This window comes from Pseudomonas sp. HK3 (assembly GCF_052920985.1).
In genome coordinates this window covers 1,752,409-1,771,786 of the sequence record NZ_JBREXD010000001.1, presented here as the reverse complement: position 1 = coordinate 1,771,786, position 19,378 = coordinate 1,752,409, and the positions used below count along the sequence as shown (strand labels likewise).

At 43.1% G+C, this 19,378-nt stretch carries 19 protein-coding genes and 1 riboswitch; of the genes, 8 read left to right on the top strand and 11 right to left on the bottom strand.

Annotation, left to right across the window (positions count from 1 at the left end; genetic code table 11):
- Positions 1-40 precede the first annotated feature (40 nt).
- The 5 genes from nspC to ACU6U9_RS08240 all read left to right on the top strand — a co-directional run bounded on the left by nspC (position 41) and on the right by ACU6U9_RS08240 (position 6,119).
- On the top strand, positions 41-1,231 hold the full coding sequence (gene nspC / locus ACU6U9_RS08260; protein WP_446734558.1) for a carboxynorspermidine decarboxylase: 1,191 nt from the start codon (positions 41-43) through the stop codon (positions 1,229-1,231).
- A gap of 372 nt (positions 1,232-1,603) precedes the next feature.
- Positions 1,604-3,625 carry a metallophosphoesterase gene (locus ACU6U9_RS08255; RefSeq protein ID WP_446734557.1) on the top strand — a complete coding sequence of 674 codons (2,022 nt, stop codon included), beginning with the start codon at positions 1,604-1,606 and terminating at the stop codon, positions 3,623-3,625.
- A gap of 1 nt (position 3,626) precedes the next feature.
- Entirely contained in the window at positions 3,627-3,917 is a 291-nt protein-coding gene (locus tag ACU6U9_RS08250) for a hypothetical protein (protein WP_446734556.1), read from the top strand.
- A gap of 62 nt (positions 3,918-3,979) precedes the next feature.
- Positions 3,980-4,471, top strand: a complete 492-nt coding sequence (locus ACU6U9_RS08245; RefSeq protein ID WP_446734555.1) for a hypothetical protein — start codon at positions 3,980-3,982, stop codon at positions 4,469-4,471.
- Between the two features lie 397 nt (positions 4,472-4,868).
- Complete coding sequence (locus ACU6U9_RS08240) at positions 4,869-6,119, top strand: phosphatidylinositol-specific phospholipase C domain-containing protein (protein WP_446734554.1); 1,251 nt, start codon at positions 4,869-4,871, stop codon at positions 6,117-6,119.
- 68 nt (positions 6,120-6,187) lie between these two features.
- Here ACU6U9_RS08240 and ACU6U9_RS08235 read toward each other — a convergent pair whose 3' ends face one another.
- From ACU6U9_RS08235 to ACU6U9_RS08220, 4 genes are all read right to left on the bottom strand, one after another.
- Positions 6,188-6,385, bottom strand: coding sequence for a hypothetical protein (locus ACU6U9_RS08235; RefSeq protein ID WP_446734553.1), 198 nt, complete (start codon positions 6,383-6,385; stop codon positions 6,188-6,190).
- Between the two features lie 58 nt (positions 6,386-6,443).
- The gene (locus tag ACU6U9_RS08230; RefSeq protein WP_446734552.1) at positions 6,444-7,103 is read right to left on the bottom strand and encodes a fumarylacetoacetate hydrolase family protein; all 660 of its coding nucleotides are present in this window, start codon (positions 7,101-7,103) and stop codon (positions 6,444-6,446) included.
- A gap of 95 nt (positions 7,104-7,198) precedes the next feature.
- A complete protein-coding gene (locus ACU6U9_RS08225) occupies positions 7,199-7,642 on the bottom strand; it encodes an REP-associated tyrosine transposase (RefSeq protein ID WP_446734551.1) in 444 nt (147 codons plus the stop codon).
- A 137-nt stretch (positions 7,643-7,779) separates the two neighbouring features.
- The gene (locus tag ACU6U9_RS08220; RefSeq protein ID WP_446734550.1) at positions 7,780-9,174 is read right to left on the bottom strand and encodes an FAD-binding oxidoreductase; all 1,395 of its coding nucleotides are present in this window, start codon (positions 9,172-9,174) and stop codon (positions 7,780-7,782) included.
- A 233-nt stretch (positions 9,175-9,407) separates the two neighbouring features.
- On the opposite strand from ACU6U9_RS08220, the gene serA reads away from it, so the two are divergent.
- From serA to ACU6U9_RS08205, 3 genes are all read left to right on the top strand, one after another.
- Positions 9,408-10,637, top strand: a complete 1,230-nt coding sequence (serA, locus tag ACU6U9_RS08215; protein WP_446734549.1) for a phosphoglycerate dehydrogenase — start codon at positions 9,408-9,410, stop codon at positions 10,635-10,637.
- A gap of 331 nt (positions 10,638-10,968) precedes the next feature.
- On the top strand, positions 10,969-11,538 hold the full coding sequence (locus tag ACU6U9_RS08210) for a helix-turn-helix domain-containing protein (RefSeq protein ID WP_446734548.1): 570 nt from the start codon (positions 10,969-10,971) through the stop codon (positions 11,536-11,538).
- Between the two features lie 81 nt (positions 11,539-11,619).
- Positions 11,620-12,048 carry a DUF4396 domain-containing protein gene (locus ACU6U9_RS08205; protein WP_446734547.1) on the top strand — a complete coding sequence of 143 codons (429 nt, stop codon included), beginning with the start codon at positions 11,620-11,622 and terminating at the stop codon, positions 12,046-12,048.
- A 152-nt stretch (positions 12,049-12,200) separates the two neighbouring features.
- Here ACU6U9_RS08205 and cobO read toward each other — a convergent pair whose 3' ends face one another.
- From cobO to ACU6U9_RS08170, 7 genes are all read right to left on the bottom strand, one after another.
- Positions 12,201-12,821: a cob(I)yrinic acid a,c-diamide adenosyltransferase gene (gene cobO / locus ACU6U9_RS08200; protein WP_446734546.1), complete on the bottom strand. Its 621-nt coding sequence runs from the start codon at positions 12,819-12,821 to the stop codon at positions 12,201-12,203.
- Between the two features lie 8 nt (positions 12,822-12,829).
- Positions 12,830-13,744, bottom strand: coding sequence for a cobalamin-binding protein (locus ACU6U9_RS08195; protein ID WP_446734545.1), 915 nt, complete (start codon positions 13,742-13,744; stop codon positions 12,830-12,832).
- Positions 13,728-14,810, bottom strand: a complete 1,083-nt coding sequence (cobD, locus tag ACU6U9_RS08190) for a threonine-phosphate decarboxylase CobD (RefSeq protein ID WP_446734544.1) — start codon at positions 14,808-14,810, stop codon at positions 13,728-13,730. Before cobD ends, ACU6U9_RS08195 begins: the two co-directional genes overlap by 17 nt.
- 22 nt (positions 14,811-14,832) lie before the next feature.
- Positions 14,833-15,852 carry a FecCD family ABC transporter permease gene (locus tag ACU6U9_RS08185; protein ID WP_446734543.1) on the bottom strand — a complete coding sequence of 340 codons (1,020 nt, stop codon included), beginning with the start codon at positions 15,850-15,852 and terminating at the stop codon, positions 14,833-14,835.
- Positions 15,845-16,615 (bottom strand): ABC transporter ATP-binding protein, encoded by a 771-nt coding sequence (locus ACU6U9_RS08180; RefSeq protein ID WP_446734542.1) that lies wholly within the window; start codon positions 16,613-16,615, stop codon positions 15,845-15,847. Before ACU6U9_RS08180 ends, ACU6U9_RS08185 begins: the two co-directional genes overlap by 8 nt.
- Complete coding sequence (cbiB, locus tag ACU6U9_RS08175; protein WP_446734541.1) at positions 16,603-17,556, bottom strand: adenosylcobinamide-phosphate synthase CbiB; 954 nt, start codon at positions 17,554-17,556, stop codon at positions 16,603-16,605. Before cbiB ends, ACU6U9_RS08180 begins: the two co-directional genes overlap by 13 nt.
- 252 nt (positions 17,557-17,808) lie before the next feature.
- A riboswitch (cobalamin riboswitch) is annotated at positions 17,809-17,970 on the bottom strand.
- 147 nt (positions 17,971-18,117) lie between these two features.
- Entirely contained in the window at positions 18,118-19,377 is a 1,260-nt protein-coding gene (locus ACU6U9_RS08170; RefSeq protein WP_446734540.1) for a malic enzyme-like NAD(P)-binding protein, read from the bottom strand.
- Position 19,378 lies beyond the last annotated feature (1 nt).

The window sequence follows — 19,378 nt, the reverse complement described above, 5'->3', positions numbered from 1 at the left end:
TGACTATAATATTTTTGCTTATCACCTGTGAGTCCATCTGATGCAATTTACTGATTTTAGTCAACTCGATTTAAGCCAACTTCCTTCCCCTTGTTTTGTGGTAGACGAAGTGGCGGTTGAACGTAATCTGCGTATTTTAAATGATGTACAAACTCGCAGTGGTGCAAAAGTTTTACACGCCCTTAAAGCATTTTCCATGTGGTCATTGGCACCACTAACCACCCAATACTTATCTGGCACCTGCTCAAGTGGCTTACACGAAGCACAACTGGGTAAAGAATATTACGGCGGCGAAGTTCATGTATTTTCGGCGGCGTATACAGAAAGTGATTTTAAAGAACTGCTCACCTTTGCTGATCATATTGTCTTTAACACACCAAGTCAGCTAGTCCGTTTTGCTACGCTCTGTGAACAGGCAAAACAAACAAGACCTGAACTGCATTTTGGTTTACGCATTAACCCAGAGCACAGCGAAGGGGATGTAGCCATTTACGACCCATGTGCAGCGGGCTCACGCTTGGGCACCACCTATGATCAATTAGTAAAAGCCCTTGAGCAACCAGAATGCCAGCAAGCATTTACACTCATTAGCGGTTTTCATTTTCACACACTGTGCGAGCAAGATTTTTTACCCTTGCAACGTACACTAAAAGCAGTGGAACAAAAATTTGGTGCATGGTTAATCAACCTTAAATGGTTAAACTTTGGCGGTGGCCATCACATTACCGCCCCAGACTATCAAATTGATGATTTAGTCGAATGCATTAAAGCAATCCGTAAAAAATACGATTTAGATGTGTATTTAGAACCCGGTGAAGCTGTGGCCATCGGCACTGGCGTATTAGTGGCTGAGGTGTTAGATATTGGTTTTAATCAATTACCTCAAGCCATTCTCGACACATCAGCAACGTGCCACATGCCGGACACATTAGAGATGCCTTATCGCCCCGACATTACCAGCAGTGGCGAAGCAAACGAAAAAGCCCACACATATCGCCTAGGCGGCTTGACCTGTTTAGCAGGGGATGTGATTAACGATTACAGTTTTGATAAACCGCTAGAAGTTGGCCAGCGCTTAGTGTTCGAAGACATGGGACATTACACCATGGTAAAAACCAGCACGTTTAATGGCACCCGCTTACCTGCATTGGCTGTTTGGAACTCACAAACCAACGCATTAAATATTGTGCGTGAGTTTAACTATGACGATTTTAAGATGCGTTTATCTTAATCACATAACGTTTAATATCGCATCATTCAAACCTTACTGAATGATGCGAACCTGCTGTCTATTTTTAATCTCTCAAACATGTCTTTCTTATCATAAAACCGCAACCGTTCAATCATGGTGATTAACCTTTCGATACTGATAGAAACGACTCGATAAAAACCTCACCTTTTCGCCTTTCTTTGCACCTCAACGCCTTCAATGATTAATGGCGCTTAATTTCTTTATCACCTGGCCATTCTTAACTAATGTTTAATACATTGGTCATGTGCTGTTCATTTTTATGCAACATCACTGTCAACTTTCTCTTCTAGCATCGCGTTCGTTGTACCCACCTAAATACAATAACGATGATACCACTGTAAGGACACTACGATGATGAGACCCATATTAGGGACAATTTTAAGTGCTTGCTTATTGAGTGCTCCCGCAATGGCCGACGTGACCATTAGCAAGCGCATCAGCACAGGCAATGATGACGTAGAAGAACGCACAAACGGATCGATGTATTTAGATAGCAGTGACATTGAACTGGTCAACGATGGCAGTAAAAACCAAACCATTGGCTTACGTTTTCGTGACCTCAATATTCCGCAAGGCGCTATTATCACCCAAGCCTATGTACAGTTTACTGTCGATGAAACCAATAGCGACTCAACCAATATTACGATTAAAGCCGAAGACACGAATAACTCTTCAGCATTCTCTAGCAGTAACTTTAATGTTTCTAGCCGTACAACCACCAATGCAGCCGTAAATTGGCAGCCAAGCCCATGGAGCTCTGTTGGCGCGTCTGGTAACAGTCAACGCACCCCCGATATTAAAGACATTATACAAGAAGTGATTGATCGCTCAGGTTGGCAGTCGGGTAATGAGCTTTCACTCATCATAACCGGATCTGGCGAGCGTACGGCTGAGTCTTACAACGGTTCAAGTAGTAAAGCGCCATTGCTTTATATCACCTATGACGATGACTCAAATGGAGGTGGCGAGCCACAAACCGCAACGCTAAATAAACGCATCACCAGCAGCCTAGATGACGTAGAAGAAAAATCTAACGGTAGTATGTACACCAATAGTTCAGACCTTGAATTAGTCAACGATGGTAACGATCAAACCATTGGTTTACGTTTTACCGGTATTCAAATTCCACAAGGTTCGGTGATTGAAAACGCCTACATTCAATTCACCGTTGATGAAGTCAGCACCGGCAGTTCTGTTCTCAGTATTAAAGGCGAAAATATTAACGACGCAAGTGCCTTCAATAGCAACTCAAACAACGTATCTAACCGCTCGTTGACGAATGCAAATATTAATTGGCAACCGGCAAACTGGAATACCGTCGGTGCTGCCACTGCAGATCAACGTACGCCTGATCTAACCAGTATTGTGCAAGAGATTGTTAACCGTAATGGCTGGCAGTCTGGTAACGATTTAGCCTTTATTATAAATGGCCAAGGTCGACGCACCGCAGAATCTTATGATGGCTCGAGCAGTAAAGCACCGTTGTTGCATATTGATTATCAAACCGATGGTGATGGTGGTAACAATGGCGACGCCGTCAAAATTGCCTTTATTGGCGACACAGGTGCAGGCGGAAACTTTCAAGCGGTGCTTAATCTTATTCAAAGTGAAGGTGCTGACCTAACACTCGTTGCCGGTGATACCTCTTATAACAGCAGTCGTGATGATAACTGGGATGCCATGGTGCGCAACTCTCTTGGTGCTGACCCAGCGCTCATTGCCGCAGGTAATCATGATTATGGCGACAGTAATTTTGCCGACGTCATTGCCTATGGCCAAAGCCGTTTAAATAATCAAAATAATACTCAGTGCACAGGCACCTATGCCGAAAAAATGACCTGCCAAATTGAAAATGTATATATTGTGCTATCGGCAATTGGGTCGTCTGGCAGCCGTAACGATCATGAAAACTTTATCAGTAATAGTTTAAATAACGCACCAGCAAACGCATGGCGAATTTGCGCATGGCATAAAAATCAACGTGATATGCAAGCGGGTGGCAAATCAGATGAAGTCGGCTGGACCGCTTATGAAACATGTCGTCAAAGCGGCGCTATTATATCAACAGGTCATGAGCACTCCTATTCACGTACTCACCTATTAAGTGACATGAGCAGTAAAACCGTGGCCAGCACATCATCCAGCTTTACCGTATCGGAAGGCGAAACATTTGCCTTTGTTTCTGGATTAGGCGGCGTGGGTATTCGTGACCAAGAACGCAATGGTAATTGGTGGGCACGTATTTATACCGCTACTCAAGGGGCCACTTATGGCGCGATGTTTGGCACGTTTTATGAGGATCGTGCTGAGTTTTATTTTAAAAATATTAATGGTCAAATTATTGATCAATTTACTGTTGTGAAAGGGTATTAATATGAAAGCCTTCTTTTTAATTGTACTTCTGTTTTCAAATGGAGCCATGGCTCTTACCGACTGCGAAGCCACTATTGAAGAGGGCCAACATTGGGGGCATTCAAAACAAGAGGCAATCGAAGCAGCTTGGGAAGAAGCAGTCGATAATTGCTACCCAGGTAAGGTAGAGCGACTATCTGCTCACTGTACCGCCATAACAGAAGAAGAAAATACAAGCTTCCGATGCACACAAGAAGTCTCATGCACCACCTGTGGTGAAGACCTTGTTCGTAAATACGAAGCGCTTGATTAATGAAACTCGGCCGACTTTGTCGGTCGATTTTTTTATCACTTTATTCTTATTCGGTAAATATTATGACATTCATCACTCAAACATCACTCAGTCTTTTAATCAGTCTTTTTGCCGTCACAGTCATGGGCAGTAATATTGATTCAAAATTTGACGTACTAAACGATGACCTTACGGGCGACCACGAACAACATGAAGCAGAAGAAAAACGAACGCTTGAATTACGCATTGCATCGCTTAAAAATGCAAAACGATTTTCATGCCAGTTGAACACGCACTACAGTCAATGCCGCGAATACCCAATCAACGCATCGTTAAACCATAAACTAAATGATTTAAAAGAAGGCTGCGAATCATTAACTGAGGCTCAATTTAAATCTGAAGCGTGCCCAAGTGAGTACCGCATTGCGCGTTGTAAGAATATCCAATTAGACTATCACGACCCTCAATCTCTTATTTATGACAACCACTACTATTCAAACGGCCAACAGGCTTGGAGTGAATCCAGAGTAACAAAAACGTGTCTAGATTTAGAAGGACAATTCGCCATTCATTAAAAAATAATGTTATTAATTAATAATATTTAGTTTTTATTCATTATTTATCTCCCAACTTCGGACTAAAAACTTTTTATCGTTGAAGGTTTTTAGTCCGCTATTAACGCCATATCAACAGAACACTTCACCCCTGTATCGTTCTTGCTCAACATTCAACATCATTAACAAATTTCATATATAACAAATGCATCTAGATACTAGATCATTTAAGCCATATAAAAATCAGCCAACAAAAACTGATCACTATTGCGGCCAATCCAATAGCATTTCCGGCCAAGTTGTCATATGCATTTGCATGAACCAACTGAGTGGTTTAAACATGAATAGCCGTTCGTAATAGTTGATTATAAAAATAAAAAATCCGCTATCTTCCACATACCCATACAAGAGACTAAAAATGAAATATAAAGGACTCACCCATTTAACCGGAGTGTTCATATCAGCCTTATTAGTGTCATCCCTAGGCCATGCCATGAGTGCCAAGCCCGCACCTCAAGCAGCCGCAAGCGTAGATGCGATCACCCAATTTCAAACCAGTTGGGCAGGCAAAGCGTTAGCGCATCAACGGAGTATGGATGCAGACACGCCATTAGCGGACAATAATATTTTAGGCTCACACAATACTTACAATTCAACAAAATATCGTAACGCCACTCGCTACCTAGACCCACAGCAAAAACAGACCATCTATGATCAACTGCGCATTGGTGCCCGCTTTATCGAACTTGATGCACACTGGACAGCTCACACACATGGCTGGCCTTGGGAATGGGGCACAGACTTACTATTGTGCCATTCTGGTATTGGCGTTGACCTAGGTGACCTACACTTGGGTTGCAGCTTAACGGATCGATTTGTAAAAGACGGCGTTGCAGAGGTTGGTCGCTGGTTAAATGAAAACCCAAATGAAGTCATCATTTTATATTTTGAAGATCATACTGATGGTCGCCATCAACAACTGCTTAACATTATTAATGACAAATTAGCCGGTAAGGTTTATGCCAGCAATGGCTGTCAATCTATACCCAATACACTAACCAAAAACCAAGTGCGTGCTGCCGGTAAACAAGTGGTGCTTTGGAAAGACGGTGGCTGCTCATCGAATACAGGCATGAAAAACTTAGCATTCACTGGCTTGGGTGACATTAACCGTATATGGGAAGATCGTACTGCAGTCGGTGCGATTGGTGCATTCTTTACTAATGGTTCAGTTAAACGCATTGAAGCTGGCGATGTCACACAAGCCTTTAAAAACGGCGGTAACATTGTGAACCTAGATGACCTAACCCATAACGATGGTCGCATGGCTGCGGGGATTTGGTCATGGGATACAAACGAGCCAAATAACTCCGGCGGCAATCAAGATTGCGCCGTGCAATGGGGCAACGGTCGTTGGGATGATGCCAACTGTGGCAACCAACACTTCTTTGCATGCCAGCATAACCAAACCAATGAGTGGAACATTTCAACCTACAGCGATGTTTGGAGCGATGGCCAAAACGCTTGTGATATTTTAGGTGACTATCGCTTTAGCGCACCGAAAAACAGCAAAGAAAACGAGGCACTGAAAGAAGCAAAAGGCGGCCTGACTCATGTTTGGATCAATGCCAATGATCTATCTAACGAAGGGAATTGGGTTTCACAATAATTTAAGATTCGTTAAATAAAATAAAAAGCCGCTATTTTTTAGCGGCTTTTTAGATTAAAAATAATCACTTATGATTCTTCGTTTTTTTCTGTTCGCACTCGACCAAACAATAGTACCATCACAATACCTACAAACACTGTAGCACCGCCCACAGGCTGCGCCCACTCCCAAACATAAACTTGGCGCATCAATATAGTACCCAGTACAATCAGTAATAAACCGACCCACCATTTAACTGGCTTTTTAAACCACTTGAGTAATTCCATATTCGTCTCTCACATACTCAGTACATTGACGTTGTTCACAAAGATAATAGGTTTGTTGCTACAGTACTTGTGATTCAAAATTAAACTGACTATCTAATACTGCTTTTAACACATCACCACTTTCTAATGGCCCAACCCCTGCTGGTGTACCCGTTAAAATCACATCACCTGGTTGCAGCGTAAACATAGTACTTATATAGGCGATAAGATCAGGAATCGAAGTGATCATCTGCATGCTATTGCCTATTTGTTTTTGCTCACCATTTTTAATAAGCTCAATGGCGATGCTTTCTTTATTTGATAACTCAGTGACACTCACCCATTGACCTAACGGGCAAGCACCGTCAAAGCCTTTTGCAATTTCCCACGGGTGTGACTTTTCTTTTAACTGACTTTGCACGTCACGTAATGTTAAATCCAGTGCGGCCGTTACATGGCTGACATAATCCCAAGCATTATCAGCCGAGATATTCTTAGCTTCTTTGTTTATCAATAAAGCGATTTCGGCTTCGTGATGCACACTGCCTTGGTTTTGCGGAATTGAAAATCCATTTTCTAAACTCACAACTGAAGTGGCTGGCTTAATAAATAAAATAGGCGCATCTGGGATTTCATTACCCAGCTCTTTGGCGTGCTCGGCATAATTACGGCCAACACACACGATTTTTCCTAAAGGTAAATCTAAAACTTGGTTTTCAATGGTTTGATGTTGAAACATAAAAACTGTCTACCTGTGGGAGGGCGCTTGCGCGCGATAACTTTATACGGGAGCCTATCGCGCGCAAGCGCCCTCCCACAACATAATAAATTATTTTATGCTAACCAGACTGAATCCCAATAATGATACATTCCTAACTCTCTTACTAAGTTAGCTCTCAGTGGGTTTGCAACAATATAACGAGCCACATTAATTAAAGATTCATCTGACCTTATAGCATGATCATGAAAGCCGTCTTGCCAAATTTTCATTTTTGACCTACGAGAGAAGTCTGCTTTGACTCTCGCTACCGTTCTGGATAAAGCACCTTCGGTTAATACAAACAACCAATGAATATGATCAGGCATGATGCAAAAGGTTAATGTTTTTGAATACCCCTGATCATCACTGTTTTTTAAACAGTGTCTAAACATGTTAGCAGCACCAAAGTCTCTAAAAATAGATTTCCGATTTTCTGTGGTAAACGTCACATGATATGCCGTATTGATAATTGATTGGCGGCCTCGCCTAATATCTGAAGAGCCTTTTAGCACTGTCATGAATCATCCTTGATTCCTATAACTTAATAAAACGTCTCAAATAATATTCTAACTGTAGGAGGGCGCTTGCGCGCGATTAGCTATAATATTCCAATTAATCGCGCGCAAGCGCCCTCCCACCTGCTTTCTACTTCATGCTACGCGTCGATGACCTTACCCGGGTTCATCACATTCTTCGGATCAAACACCGCTTTCATAGCACGCATGTAATCAATTTCAACGGCGCTACGGGTATATTTAAGATATGGTTTTTTAGTCATGCCGACACCGTGTTCTGCTGAAACAGAACCTTGGTATTTTTCGACAATTTCAAATACCCAAGTGCTGACCTTGGCGCATTTTTCAAAGAACTCTTCTTTGGCTAACGCGTCTGGCTTAAGAATATTTAAATGCAGATTACCGTCGCCAATGTGGCCAAACCAAATAATCTCAAAGTCTGGGTATTCTTTGTTCACCACGTCTTCGATCTCCGTTAAGAAAGGCGGGACTTTTGATACCACAACGGAGATGTCGTTTTTGTATGGCGTCCATTCAGCGATGGTTTCAGAAATATCTTCACGCAAGCGCCATAGGTTTTTCGCTTGGGTTTCGCTTTGTGAGATCACGCCGTCGATCACCCAGCCTTCTTCCATGCAATGCTCAAACAATTCCATGGCGTTATCCATATCGGCATCGCTTAGGGCTTCAAATTCGATCAGTGCGTAGTATTCGGCTTCGGTTTCAAATGGAGCCGGTACATCACCGCGGGCAATCACTTTGCTCATGGCTTTGTGAGAGAAAAATTCAAACGCGGTTAAATCCATCTTACCTTGGTAAGCGTGTAGCACCTGCATGATGGCGTCTAATTCCGGCACACCCAGCACCAATACATTTAAGTTTTTAGGCGTACGGGTTAAGCGCATAGTGGCTTCGGTAACGATACCCAGCGTACCTTCACCACCGATGAACAATTGACGTAAGTCGTAACCTGTGTTGTTTTTCACAAGGTCTTTGTTGAGCTCAAGTATGTCACCTTTACCGGTAACCACTTTCATGCCCGCAACCCAATCACGTGTCATGCCGTATTTGATGACTTTAATGCCGCCTGCGTTGGTGCCGATATTGCCACCAATTTGGCTAGAACCGGCTGATGCGAAATCCACAGGATAGTACAAGCCTTGTTCTTCAGCGAAGACTTGTAGCTGCTCAGTAATCACGCCAGCGCCACACCGTACGGTGCGGTCGGTTAGACTGAAATCACTGATGGTGTTCATATAATCAAGCGCAACCACCACTTCGCCGTTGGCTGCAACCGCGCCAGCACTTAAACCGGTACGACCGCCAGATGGCACAATGGCGAACTCTAATTCGTTGGCCGCTTTGACGATCTCAGCCACGTGTTCAGTGGTTTTTGGGAACGCTATTGCAAGGGGTTTAGGGGCGTAGATCTTGGTCCAATCTTTACCGAAGGTTTCTAAACTGTCGGCGTCGGTTTTGACTTTGTCTTCACCAAGAATGGCTTGTAGGCGGCTAATTACGGCGTTTTGACTCATGTGGTTACCCTAAAATACAGTCTCTAAAGGCGGCATGGTTGGCTATATGAGCCATTTGCAACAGTTGTTGCATACATTTCCGAGCCGCTGGGGCTTCTTTCAAAGTGGATTATGATACCATATGCGCCTTAATTTAGACTCAAGTTTTACACGACCCATACTGGCAGGGCCTTCTCCCATAAGACCAATATTCGGCCGCCATAAAACGCTTCACCGTTCATAAGGCTCAGACCATGACAGATACATCGTTAGATAAAAGCAAAATTCGCATTCTGTTATTAGAAGGCGTTCACCAGACTGCCCTTGATACTTTGACGTCTGCTGGTTACACCAACATCGAATACGTTAAAACCGCTTTAACGGGTGATGCACTAAAAGAAAAAATCAAAGACGCGCACTTTGTGGGTATTCGTTCTCGTACTCAATTAACCGAAGAAGTGTTCGAAGCCGCAGAAAAGCTGATTGCCGTAGGTTGTTTCTGCATTGGTACCAACCAAGTTAACCTAACCGCTGCTGCTAAGCGTGGTATTCCAGTATTTAACGCCCCTTACTCTAACACCCGTTCAGTTGCTGAATTAGTGCTAGGTGAAGCCATCTTAATGTTACGTGGCATCCCTGAAAAAAGCACCGCATGTCACCGTGGCGGCTGGATCAAGTCGGCTGTGGGCAGCTATGAAATTCGTGGTAAAAACCTTGGTATTGTCGGTTACGGCAGCATTGGTACTCAGCTATCTGTATTGGCTGAAGGCCTAGGCATGAAGGTGTTCTTCTATGACGTCGTAACTAAATTACCATTGGGTAACGCGACGCAAGTTGAAACCATGGACGAGCTATTGGCTATGTCTGACATCGTATCGTTGCACGTACCTGAAACTGGCGACACGAAAGACATGATGGGCGCAGAAGAATTCGCCAAAATGAAAAAAGGTGGCCTGTTCATCAACGCCGCGCGCGGTACCGTTGTGGATATCCCTGCATTGGCTGACGCACTTAAAAGCGGTCACATTGGCGGCGCAGCCATCGACGTATTCCCGAAAGAGCCTAAAGGCAACGATGACGAATTCGTATCGGAACTACGCGGCCTAGATAACGTGATTCTGACTCCGCACATCGGTGGTTCAACCCAAGAAGCACAAGCGAACATTGGTAAAGAAGTGGGCGAAAAACTGTCTACTTACTCTGACACGGGCGCCACGCTATCTGCGGTTAACTTCCCACAGGTTTCCTTGCCACAGCATGGTAACTTCCACCGCATTCTTCACATCCACGAAAATGTACCGGGTGTACTGAATAAGATTAACGCGATCTTTGCTGAAAACAGCATCAACATTCTTGGTCAATTCTTACAAACAACCGCTGACATTGGTTATGTTGTGATTGACGTTGACGCGGCAGCCGGTGAACTAGCACTTGAAAAAGTACTAGAAGTTGAAGGTACTATCCGTGCACGTGTTCTTTTCTAAGAACCCATCATTCAAATATCTGGGAACAGATGTTTGATGCACGAAATAAAAAACCGCGGGTAGCAATACCTGCGGTTTTTTTTATGAAGCATGCTTTACATGGCTAAGCATGTGCCTTTTATTGTCGGCCAATGGCCGACCTACTAATATTAAACACCACTCAAATACACAGTATGATACTAAATAACTTAATGGCTTAGCCATTAACGATATAGACACCTAATCTATTCGACTTTTATGCCAATATTAATCAGTACTTAACCACTGACATAAACCATAGCGATGTTGACCGTTTTTTGTTTATATAACCCTACACACAAAGGCGAGCACGATGAAACTGCATCTCAAGAATATGGTTTGCCAACGCTGTATTATGGCTGTAGAGCAAACCCTGCAAAAACTCACGATTGAATATCACCACGTACAGCTTGGGGTAATTGATTTTGGTCAGTTTGAGTTAGATGCAACAACACCTCTATACCAAACCTTAAATAACGAGCTAATGGCACTTGGGTTTGAAATTCTAAACAACAAACAAAGTAAAACCATCGAAGCCATTAAGCGTATTTGTTTACACGAAATTACGCATCAAAGCGCTACTAAATCAACGCTGTCTAAACTCATTAGTGACAACCTTCACGCCGACTATTCGCATTTAAGCCAAATTTTCTCATCAGTAGAAGGCTTAACCATTGAGCAGTATTTTATTGCCCAGCGCATTGAGAAAGTAAAAGAGCTTTTGGTCTACAACGAACAATCCCTCAGTGAAATTGCATACAATTTAGGCTTTAGCAGCGTCGCGCACCTAAGTGGCCAATTTAAGAAAACAACTGGCATGACACCAAGCTATTTTCGCTCATTAGAATCACCCTCGCTGCGCCGTCAAATCGATAAACCATAAACTATGTAACATCTAGCTAAAATCCTATAACAGCCTGCTTTAATGCTTGCGCTATGATGGCTCCAATCAAGGAGCAACCTCATGAATCAATTTTGGCAAAACAAACAAAACTGGATTAAAAGCGCACACAATACCAAATGGTGTTTGATTGGCTGTGCCATCGGTGATTTTGGTACCATTGCGTACTTTCAATTCACGCCTCATGAATTATCAACTCTCAGCGTTATGCTACTGGCCACCATGAACGGTTTACTCACCAGCATATTGCTAGAAACAATCATCTTATTGCGCGATGGCTTTCAGTTTAAACACGCATTAAAAACCGCACTGGGGATGAGTTTTATTTCTATGCTGGCCATGGAAATCGCCATGAATGGCACTGATTATTTGCTAACAGGTGGTGCTATTTTAACTTGGTGGGTGATTCCCATTGCCTTACTGGCTGGGTTTTTAACGCCTTGGCCGTATAATTATTGGCGCTTGCAGAAGTATAAGAAGTCGTGTCATTAAAAAGTGGGGCTACGGCTATCACACTGTACTCAGTAGAATGGGTTAGATCGAGCGCAGCGAAATCGTAACCCGTCAATTACATGATGGGTTACGCTCGTACCTCGCTAACCCATCCTACGGCTTTTTATGTTCTAAATGAGGGGCAGGCTCAATTAATAATCCACACCCTTACGCGCTTTAATACCACTTTTGTAAGCATGCTTAATGTCTTTTACTTCAGATACTGTATCGGATAGTTCTTGCAAGGCACTGCCGCCGCCACGTCCGGTTACCACTACACTTTGGTGTGCTGGGCGATTTTTTATGGCGTCTAAAATACGGGCTTCATCTAAATATTTATAACCGATCATGTAGGTTAGCTCATCTAGCAAAACCAAATCATAACGATCATCTTTTAACATACGTTCGGCCACAGCCCATGTATCTTCGGCTGCTTTAATATCACCACTTTTATCTTGGGTATTCCAAGTAAACCCTGTGCCCATTTGGTAAAAATCTTCTGGCTCAAAGTTAGGTAATAGTGACGCTTTTTCTTTTAAGAAAATTTCTTCACCGCTTAGTTGCTGGCCTTTGATAAACTGCACAACCCCTACTTTGTGGTCGTATCCTAGGGCGCGCAATACCATACCAAAACCTGAGCTGCTTTTGCCTTTGCCATTACCGGTTAAAACGATAACAACACCACGCTCAATATCGGCCTTAGCAATATTCGCATCGATCTTTTCTTTTTGCTTTTGCATTTTCTCTTTATGCTTTTGCTCTTGATCCGTCATGCTGGCCCCTATTTTTTATCAGTTTTGATTGCACGGGCTTGGTCTAATACATCACATACCGCTTGCATGCCTTGTAGAATTCGCCCAGAAAAGCGATGCACTATATCGCCATTTATAAAATGAATTTGTTTATTTTTAACCGCCGGAATCTCAGGCCATACGCCCCACTTATCCCCAGCTTCAATTTTACTGCCGTGTTGTGACGGTATGATAATCACGTCTGGGTTTTCGAGTAAAACCGTTTCAATGCTCACCTGTGGATAATCCAGGCTATTGTCATTAAATACATTTACGCCGCCACACCCTGTGATTAATTCATTAATCCATGAACCTGCCGCCATGGCTCGTAGTGGCTCGCTCCATAATTGATAAAACACGGTTACCTTTGGCTTATCTTTATTGTCTTCTCTTAATTTTGCTAACTGTTGATTAAATGCCTGTGCGTGTTGCTTTGCGCTTGCTTGCAAGCCCAACTTATCCCCTAAAGACAGCATTTCTTTTGGAATATCATCAAGTCTTTTGGTAATACTTAAATACACTGGTAAACCCAATGCCTGCATTTGTTCAATGTCTTGATCTTTATTGCCGCCTTTCCAAGCAATGACTAAATCGGGTTTTAATTCTAATACTCGCTCAAGTTGAATACCGGAATAACCACCAATGCGCGGAATGGCTTTTGCGGCTTCTGGGTAGTCTGCATATTGGGTGGTACCAATAATACGGTCACCGGCCCCTAACATATATAAAAGCTCTACTGAATGAGGCGCCAGCGCAATAATGCGTTGTGCGCCTTTTTCTGTTTGAGCATGACTTGTATTGATTACAACACACAACATAAAAAGCAGTGCACTTATGTTGAACGCAAGTATTCTTTTTTCATGTACTATCTTTTTATGCCGCATCTTTTTATACAACATCAACATCGTTTTTTTCCTTGATTAATTCATTGGCCACTTGCATAAAGGCATGCTCCAAACGCTGCCAGTTCTCATCAGTATTATTAGGCAAGCCAATACGAATGCCGCTTTTATTATCCAGAAGTCGTGTATAAATACCCTGCTCACATAGAGTGTGATGACACTTAAAGGCATCATGTTTAGCATCAAAAATTAAGGTTACAAAAAAATCGGTTTTGACTATTTTAAGTGCCGACTTAATTTTAACTAAAAAAGTATTTTCGCATAAACTAGCAAGATTGTTACTTTGTTGCATAAGCGTTAACGTTGTTTGGTTAATCCACTCATTATCTTGCAAAGCCTGTTTAGCAATAAAGCGTGCCGGATTATTTAATGCCCATGGGGGTAAAAGCTCGCTACACTTTTTAAGTAGATTATCATTAGCGATGATCGCGCCAACACGTAAACCTGCTAAACCAAAAAACTTGCCTAACGAACGCAATACAATGACATTATCCAACTGGTTTTGTATTACGCTATTTTGCGGTTGTGTGTCTATAAAGGCCTCATCAACCATTAACCAACCAGAATGTGTATTCAGTTGATGAGCCATATCCGATACAACCTCGCTCGATAATAAGTGCGAACTAGGATTGTTAGGGTTAATCAATACACACACATCGCAATCCTGTAGTTGCGCGTTGGTCGGGGCATAATGATAAAACACCACCTCAACATTCGATGCTCGCCAAGCGCGCTCATGTTCACTGTAACCAATGGTCGGCAGTAATACTTTAGTTATCTGCGCATCATATTGTTGTAAAACCGTTGGCAAACATTGAATCGCCCAGCTGGAGCCTGGCACCATTAATACATCATCACTGCCATAGTACTTGCAGGCCGCTTGCTGTAAGCCATCGTCTTCATTGGGTAAATCACGAAACACTGAGTCAGGAATCTTGGGCTGTGGATAACCCTTGGGGTTAATGCCTGTGCTTAAATCTAACCATTGATTGTTAGCGATGTCGTAATGTTTTGCATAAGTCTCTAGCTGACCACCATGCACTGGATGTATGGATAATGGCGCACTCATTTTTGATTTCTCTCAATAAACATCATGAGTCAATCCATGAACGCTTACGCAGCACTAATAAAAAGAACACACTACCAATGGCTGCTGTGATCACACCAATGGGGAGTTCATTGTTGGCCACTAATGAGCGGGCCAGCACATCCACCCACACCATAAACACGCCACCAAACACGACGCACGCTAATAACACATACTGCTGATGGCTTTGTAATAGCCGGCGCACAATGTGCGGGATCATCAATCCCACAAAACCAATACCGCCTGTATTAGCCACTAAGGTTGCGGTAAGCAACGAACTTAACAGCAACATGCCCATGCGTAATCGTGTCACATTGACACCAAGGGTTTTTGCCGTTTCATCCCCTGCCAACACGGCTTTTAATGCACGTGAATACCCTAAAAATAAAACCAAGCAACTCATAATCACAACACTTGGTACCAATAAGTTATTCCAATTTGCGCGAGTAAAACTGCCTAATGTCCAAAACAATAATGACGCCGCCGCTTCTGGGTCAGATGCATATAACACCAAACTGGTGCCCGCACTGAACATAAACGACGATGCCACACCGGCCAGTAGCATGCGTTCAATTTGCACGCCGCGCCCCGCTAAACTCAAAACAATTAAAACTGAAAACGCGGCACCTATAAATGCGCCTGTGGTAATACTCATCTGGCCAACTGCCCAACCGGCACCGCCACTAATAGAAGCTATCACCAATACCGCACCAAACGATGCGCCCGATGCAATACCAAATAAATAGGGGTCGGCTAATGGGTTACGGGTGACGGTTTGTAACACAGCACCGGCTAATGACAAACCCGCACCCGTTAAAAAAGCAAGAATCAAACGAGGAATGCGCAGTTCAAGAATAATACGCTGCTTAATATCAGACACATCACTTTCACCGCCCACTAGACTAAATAAAACCGATAACACATCGCCACTTGAAATATTGGCCGCACCAAAACTCACAGCCATCACCGCACTGATTAATACAATGCAAAACCCTATGAAAATATAACTGAATAATTTAATCATGATATTGGTAAGTAATTCTTGGATGACCATTGACAGGGTGCGTATCAACCATGGTATGAGTGCGAAACACATTATTAATCAATGTTTGTGTTAGTACTTGTGTTGGCGTGCCACTGGCCACTAGCTGGCCTTTATCTAACACTAAGATGTAATCGCAAAACGCGGCCGCTAAATTTAAATCATGAAACGACGCCAGTATGGTTTTATTTAACGATTTCACCTTGGCCATCATATCGGTTTGGTAATGAACATCTAAATGATTGGTGGGTTCATCCATGATGAGCAATTCAGTATTTTGCGCTAATGCACGGGCCAGCATGACCCGTTGTTTTTCACCACCGGATAATAATTGAAACGGCTTACGCTTTAATTCGGTAATGTCCATTTGCTGCATTATTGCATCTATTTGTGCCGCGTCTTTTTCATCATCCCATTGGAATAACTTTTTATGAGGGGTTAAGCCTTGCGACACCACATCGCGCACGGTTAAACCTAAATGATCACTGTGTTCTTGCAAAATAACCGACATATTTTTTGCATTATCTTTTGCCGATAACTGCCACACATCATTTTTTTCAAATAAAACGTGGCCAGACGTAGGCGCGTTTACCCGATACAAGCAGCGCATCAAACTGGACTTTCCTGCACCATTAGGGCCGATTAATCCCACAAATTGGCCTTTGTTAATGCTAAAGCTCACATCTTTGACAATGGCGTTATCACTCACCAGCCAACTAAGATTTTGCGCTGTTAATAAAGCCATTGTATGGCGCCCACTGCGAATAAAATACAAACCAAAACATAACTGCTTTGGTACATTAATAATATTGATTGTTTTATGTGTGCGGCCTTAGGCTGCTCACCATCACCCAACCAAGGCCGAGATTTTAGCACACCGTGATAAGGGGCTGGGCCGCCTAAACGTACATTCAATGCAAATGCCCCTGCCGCCATCACCGGCCCGGCATTTGGGCTATACCAGCTACGCGCCCATGTATTAATGCGCAGTACACCTTTAATACGGCCTTTTAAGACACTAATTATTATAAACAAACCCACTGTAAGCCTAGCACTGGGCCAGCCCAATACATCATCCACTCGTGCGCTGAATTTACCAAAGTACTCATAGCGCGCATTGCGGTAGCCCCACATGGCATCCAATGTATTGGCTAAGCGAAATACAATAACACCAGCGACACCCAACGCTAAAAACCAAAAAATAGGGGCGATGACGGCATCGTGAGTATTTTCGGTGATGGTTTCGACGGTGGCGCTGCTAATTTGTGTCTCATTTAAATCTTGAGTATCTCGGCTCACTATCATGCTAAGCTGTTCTCGCGCTTTAAGCATATCATTAGCGAACAATGGTTTTGCTACCTCATTACCGTGCTCAGATAAACTGCGTGCGCCAATGGCAAAATACAACACAATCACACTCAATAAAGTTTGCAGCCAATCTGGGCTTATCACATACACACTCAATAAAAGACTTGTCGGTACGCATACCGCGGCACACCAAGACAACATACCACGCATTAATATGGCCGCTTGTTTCACTTCTTTTTTAGGATAAAAAAACTGCTCACAACGCGTTACATAATGACCAAATATCACCAACGGATGGAAGCGTTTTACCTCTCCACATAAGGCATCTAAAATGAGGGCACTTAAAATAATAATGGCGCTTTCAAGGAGTAAAGGCATTTGATTATTGACCGTTTAAAAATGCCGTTGCTAACACATGGTTTTTTATTACAAACAAGCTTTGCAATAGACTGCATGCGAACAAAGAAACCTGCTCGTATAAAAAACAAAGAAGAACGGCAGAAAATACTATACGTGTCATCACGGCTCCATTAGCAAAGGCGAACGCTAAACCGGGATAATAGACAGATCAGAAAAACAAATGGCATCACACCAAACGTGAAAAGATCATTGCCAGGTAATCCCCGCCCGGTTCAATACAGTGTTATTTCAGGTATCTGACTTAAGCCTTACTAAACAGTAAGGCCCTTACAGTTGCGGGTACAGTTACGGACTTACCTGACCAATATAGTCGGCTCACCGTATTCCCTGATGATGCTTGGCATCAAATAACATGTGGCGCTGTTATACGTTGTTTTAAACTATGGGTCAATTCAGACACACATGACTCAACCCAGTTATCCGTCAAACAGAGCCCCATAAAAAAACCCAAATACCGCGAAGCATTTGGGTTTCTTTTTAGGCAGCATTTACAATGCTGCTAGCATTTTACTCGCCTTCTTAGATGTCTGAAATAGACTTAAGCGGGTAGTTAGCTGGCATAGGCAAAGCAGCAACACCAGTATCAACAGCCGCTTGTGCTACTGCATTTGATACGATACCTAAAAGACGAGAATCCGTCGCTTTAGGGATGATGTATTCTTTACCGAATTCCATAGAGTCAACGCCGTAAGCTGTTAACACTTCTTGAGTAACAGGCTCTTTTGCTAACTTAGCAATGGCATAAGCCGCTGCTAGTTTCATCTCTTCGTTGATAGCCGTTGAACGAACGTCAAGTGCACCACGGAAGATGAATGGGAAACCTAGTACATTGTTTACTTGGTTCGGGTAATCAGAACGACCCGTTGACATGATCAAGTCATCACGTACTTCATGAGCAAGTGCTGGCGCGATTTCTGGATCAGGGTTAGAACAAGCAAACACGATTGGGTTTGGAGCCATTTTCGCTAACAGCTCAGGTGCCAATAGATCAGGACCAGAAAGACCAAGGAAGATATCAGCACCGTCCATTGCGTCTTCTAAAGTACGTTTGTCCGTTTCAACAGCAAACATAGCTTTATATTGATTTAGATCTTCACGACCTGAGTGGATAACACCCTTACGGTCAAGCATGTAAATGTTGGCTGGTTTCATGCCTGCGCTGATTAGCAGCTTAGAACAAGAAATTGCAGCTGCGCCCGCACCTAATACAACCATGCTAGCGTCTTCAATTTTTTTGCCTTGAATTTCAAGTGCGTTCAACATACCCGCAACCGTTACGATCGCTGTGCCGTGTTGGTCATCATGGAAAACTGGGATGTTGCACTGTTCTTTAAGAACACGTTCGATTTCAAAACATTCTGGTGCTTTGATATCTTCAAGGTTAATACCGCCGAAGGTATTTGCAATGCGACGAACGGTGTCGATGAACGCTTGTGGGCTTTCAGATTCAACTTCAATATCAATTGAATCAACACCAGCAAAACGTTTGAAAAGTAGAGACTTACCTTCCATAACAGGCTTAGAAGCTAAAGGACCTAAGTTACCTAAACCTAAAATAGCAGAACCGTCTGTAATAACCGCTACTAGGTTGCCTTTGGCAGTGTACTTATAAGCATTTTCTGGATCTTCTGCAATCGCCTTAACTGGCTCAGCCACACCCGGGCTGTACGCTAGAGAAAGGTCACGTGAAGTTTCAGCAGGCTTAGAAAGCTCTACGCTGATTTTCCCAGGTTTCGGGAACTGATGGTAATCTAATGCATCTTGCTTAAAATCTGACATT

What these genes read in the sequence shown, in the direction of transcription:
- nspC (WP_446734558.1), top strand. Translation starts at nt 41, where the DNA reads ATGCAATTTACTGATTTTAGTCAACTCGATTTAAGCCAACTTCCTTCC.
- ACU6U9_RS08255 (WP_446734557.1), top strand. Translation starts at nt 1,604, where the DNA reads ATGATGAGACCCATATTAGGGACAATTTTAAGTGCTTGCTTATTGAGT.
- ACU6U9_RS08250 (WP_446734556.1), top strand. Translation starts at nt 3,627, where the DNA reads ATGAAAGCCTTCTTTTTAATTGTACTTCTGTTTTCAAATGGAGCCATG.
- ACU6U9_RS08245 (WP_446734555.1), top strand. Translation starts at nt 3,980, where the DNA reads ATGACATTCATCACTCAAACATCACTCAGTCTTTTAATCAGTCTTTTT.
- ACU6U9_RS08240 (WP_446734554.1), top strand. Translation starts at nt 4,869, where the DNA reads ATGAAATATAAAGGACTCACCCATTTAACCGGAGTGTTCATATCAGCC.
- ACU6U9_RS08235 (WP_446734553.1), bottom strand. Translation starts at nt 6,385, where the DNA reads ATGGAATTACTCAAGTGGTTTAAAAAGCCAGTTAAATGGTGGGTCGGT.
- ACU6U9_RS08230 (WP_446734552.1), bottom strand. Translation starts at nt 7,103, where the DNA reads ATGTTTCAACATCAAACCATTGAAAACCAAGTTTTAGATTTACCTTTA.
- ACU6U9_RS08225 (WP_446734551.1), bottom strand. Translation starts at nt 7,642, where the DNA reads ATGACAGTGCTAAAAGGCTCTTCAGATATTAGGCGAGGCCGCCAATCA.
- ACU6U9_RS08220 (WP_446734550.1), bottom strand. Translation starts at nt 9,174, where the DNA reads ATGAGTCAAAACGCCGTAATTAGCCGCCTACAAGCCATTCTTGGTGAA.
- serA (WP_446734549.1), top strand. Translation starts at nt 9,408, where the DNA reads ATGACAGATACATCGTTAGATAAAAGCAAAATTCGCATTCTGTTATTA.
- ACU6U9_RS08210 (WP_446734548.1), top strand. Translation starts at nt 10,969, where the DNA reads ATGAAACTGCATCTCAAGAATATGGTTTGCCAACGCTGTATTATGGCT.
- ACU6U9_RS08205 (WP_446734547.1), top strand. Translation starts at nt 11,620, where the DNA reads ATGAATCAATTTTGGCAAAACAAACAAAACTGGATTAAAAGCGCACAC.
- cobO (WP_446734546.1), bottom strand. Translation starts at nt 12,821, where the DNA reads ATGACGGATCAAGAGCAAAAGCATAAAGAGAAAATGCAAAAGCAAAAA.
- ACU6U9_RS08195 (WP_446734545.1), bottom strand. Translation starts at nt 13,744, where the DNA reads ATGTTGATGTTGTATAAAAAGATGCGGCATAAAAAGATAGTACATGAA.
- cobD (WP_446734544.1), bottom strand. Translation starts at nt 14,810, where the DNA reads ATGAGTGCGCCATTATCCATACATCCAGTGCATGGTGGTCAGCTAGAG.
- ACU6U9_RS08185 (WP_446734543.1), bottom strand. Translation starts at nt 15,852, where the DNA reads ATGATTAAATTATTCAGTTATATTTTCATAGGGTTTTGCATTGTATTA.
- ACU6U9_RS08180 (WP_446734542.1), bottom strand. Translation starts at nt 16,615, where the DNA reads ATGGCTTTATTAACAGCGCAAAATCTTAGTTGGCTGGTGAGTGATAAC.
- cbiB (WP_446734541.1), bottom strand. Translation starts at nt 17,556, where the DNA reads ATGCCTTTACTCCTTGAAAGCGCCATTATTATTTTAAGTGCCCTCATT.
- ACU6U9_RS08170 (WP_446734540.1), bottom strand. Translation starts at nt 19,377, where the DNA reads ATGTCAGATTTTAAGCAAGATGCATTAGATTACCATCAGTTCCCGAAA.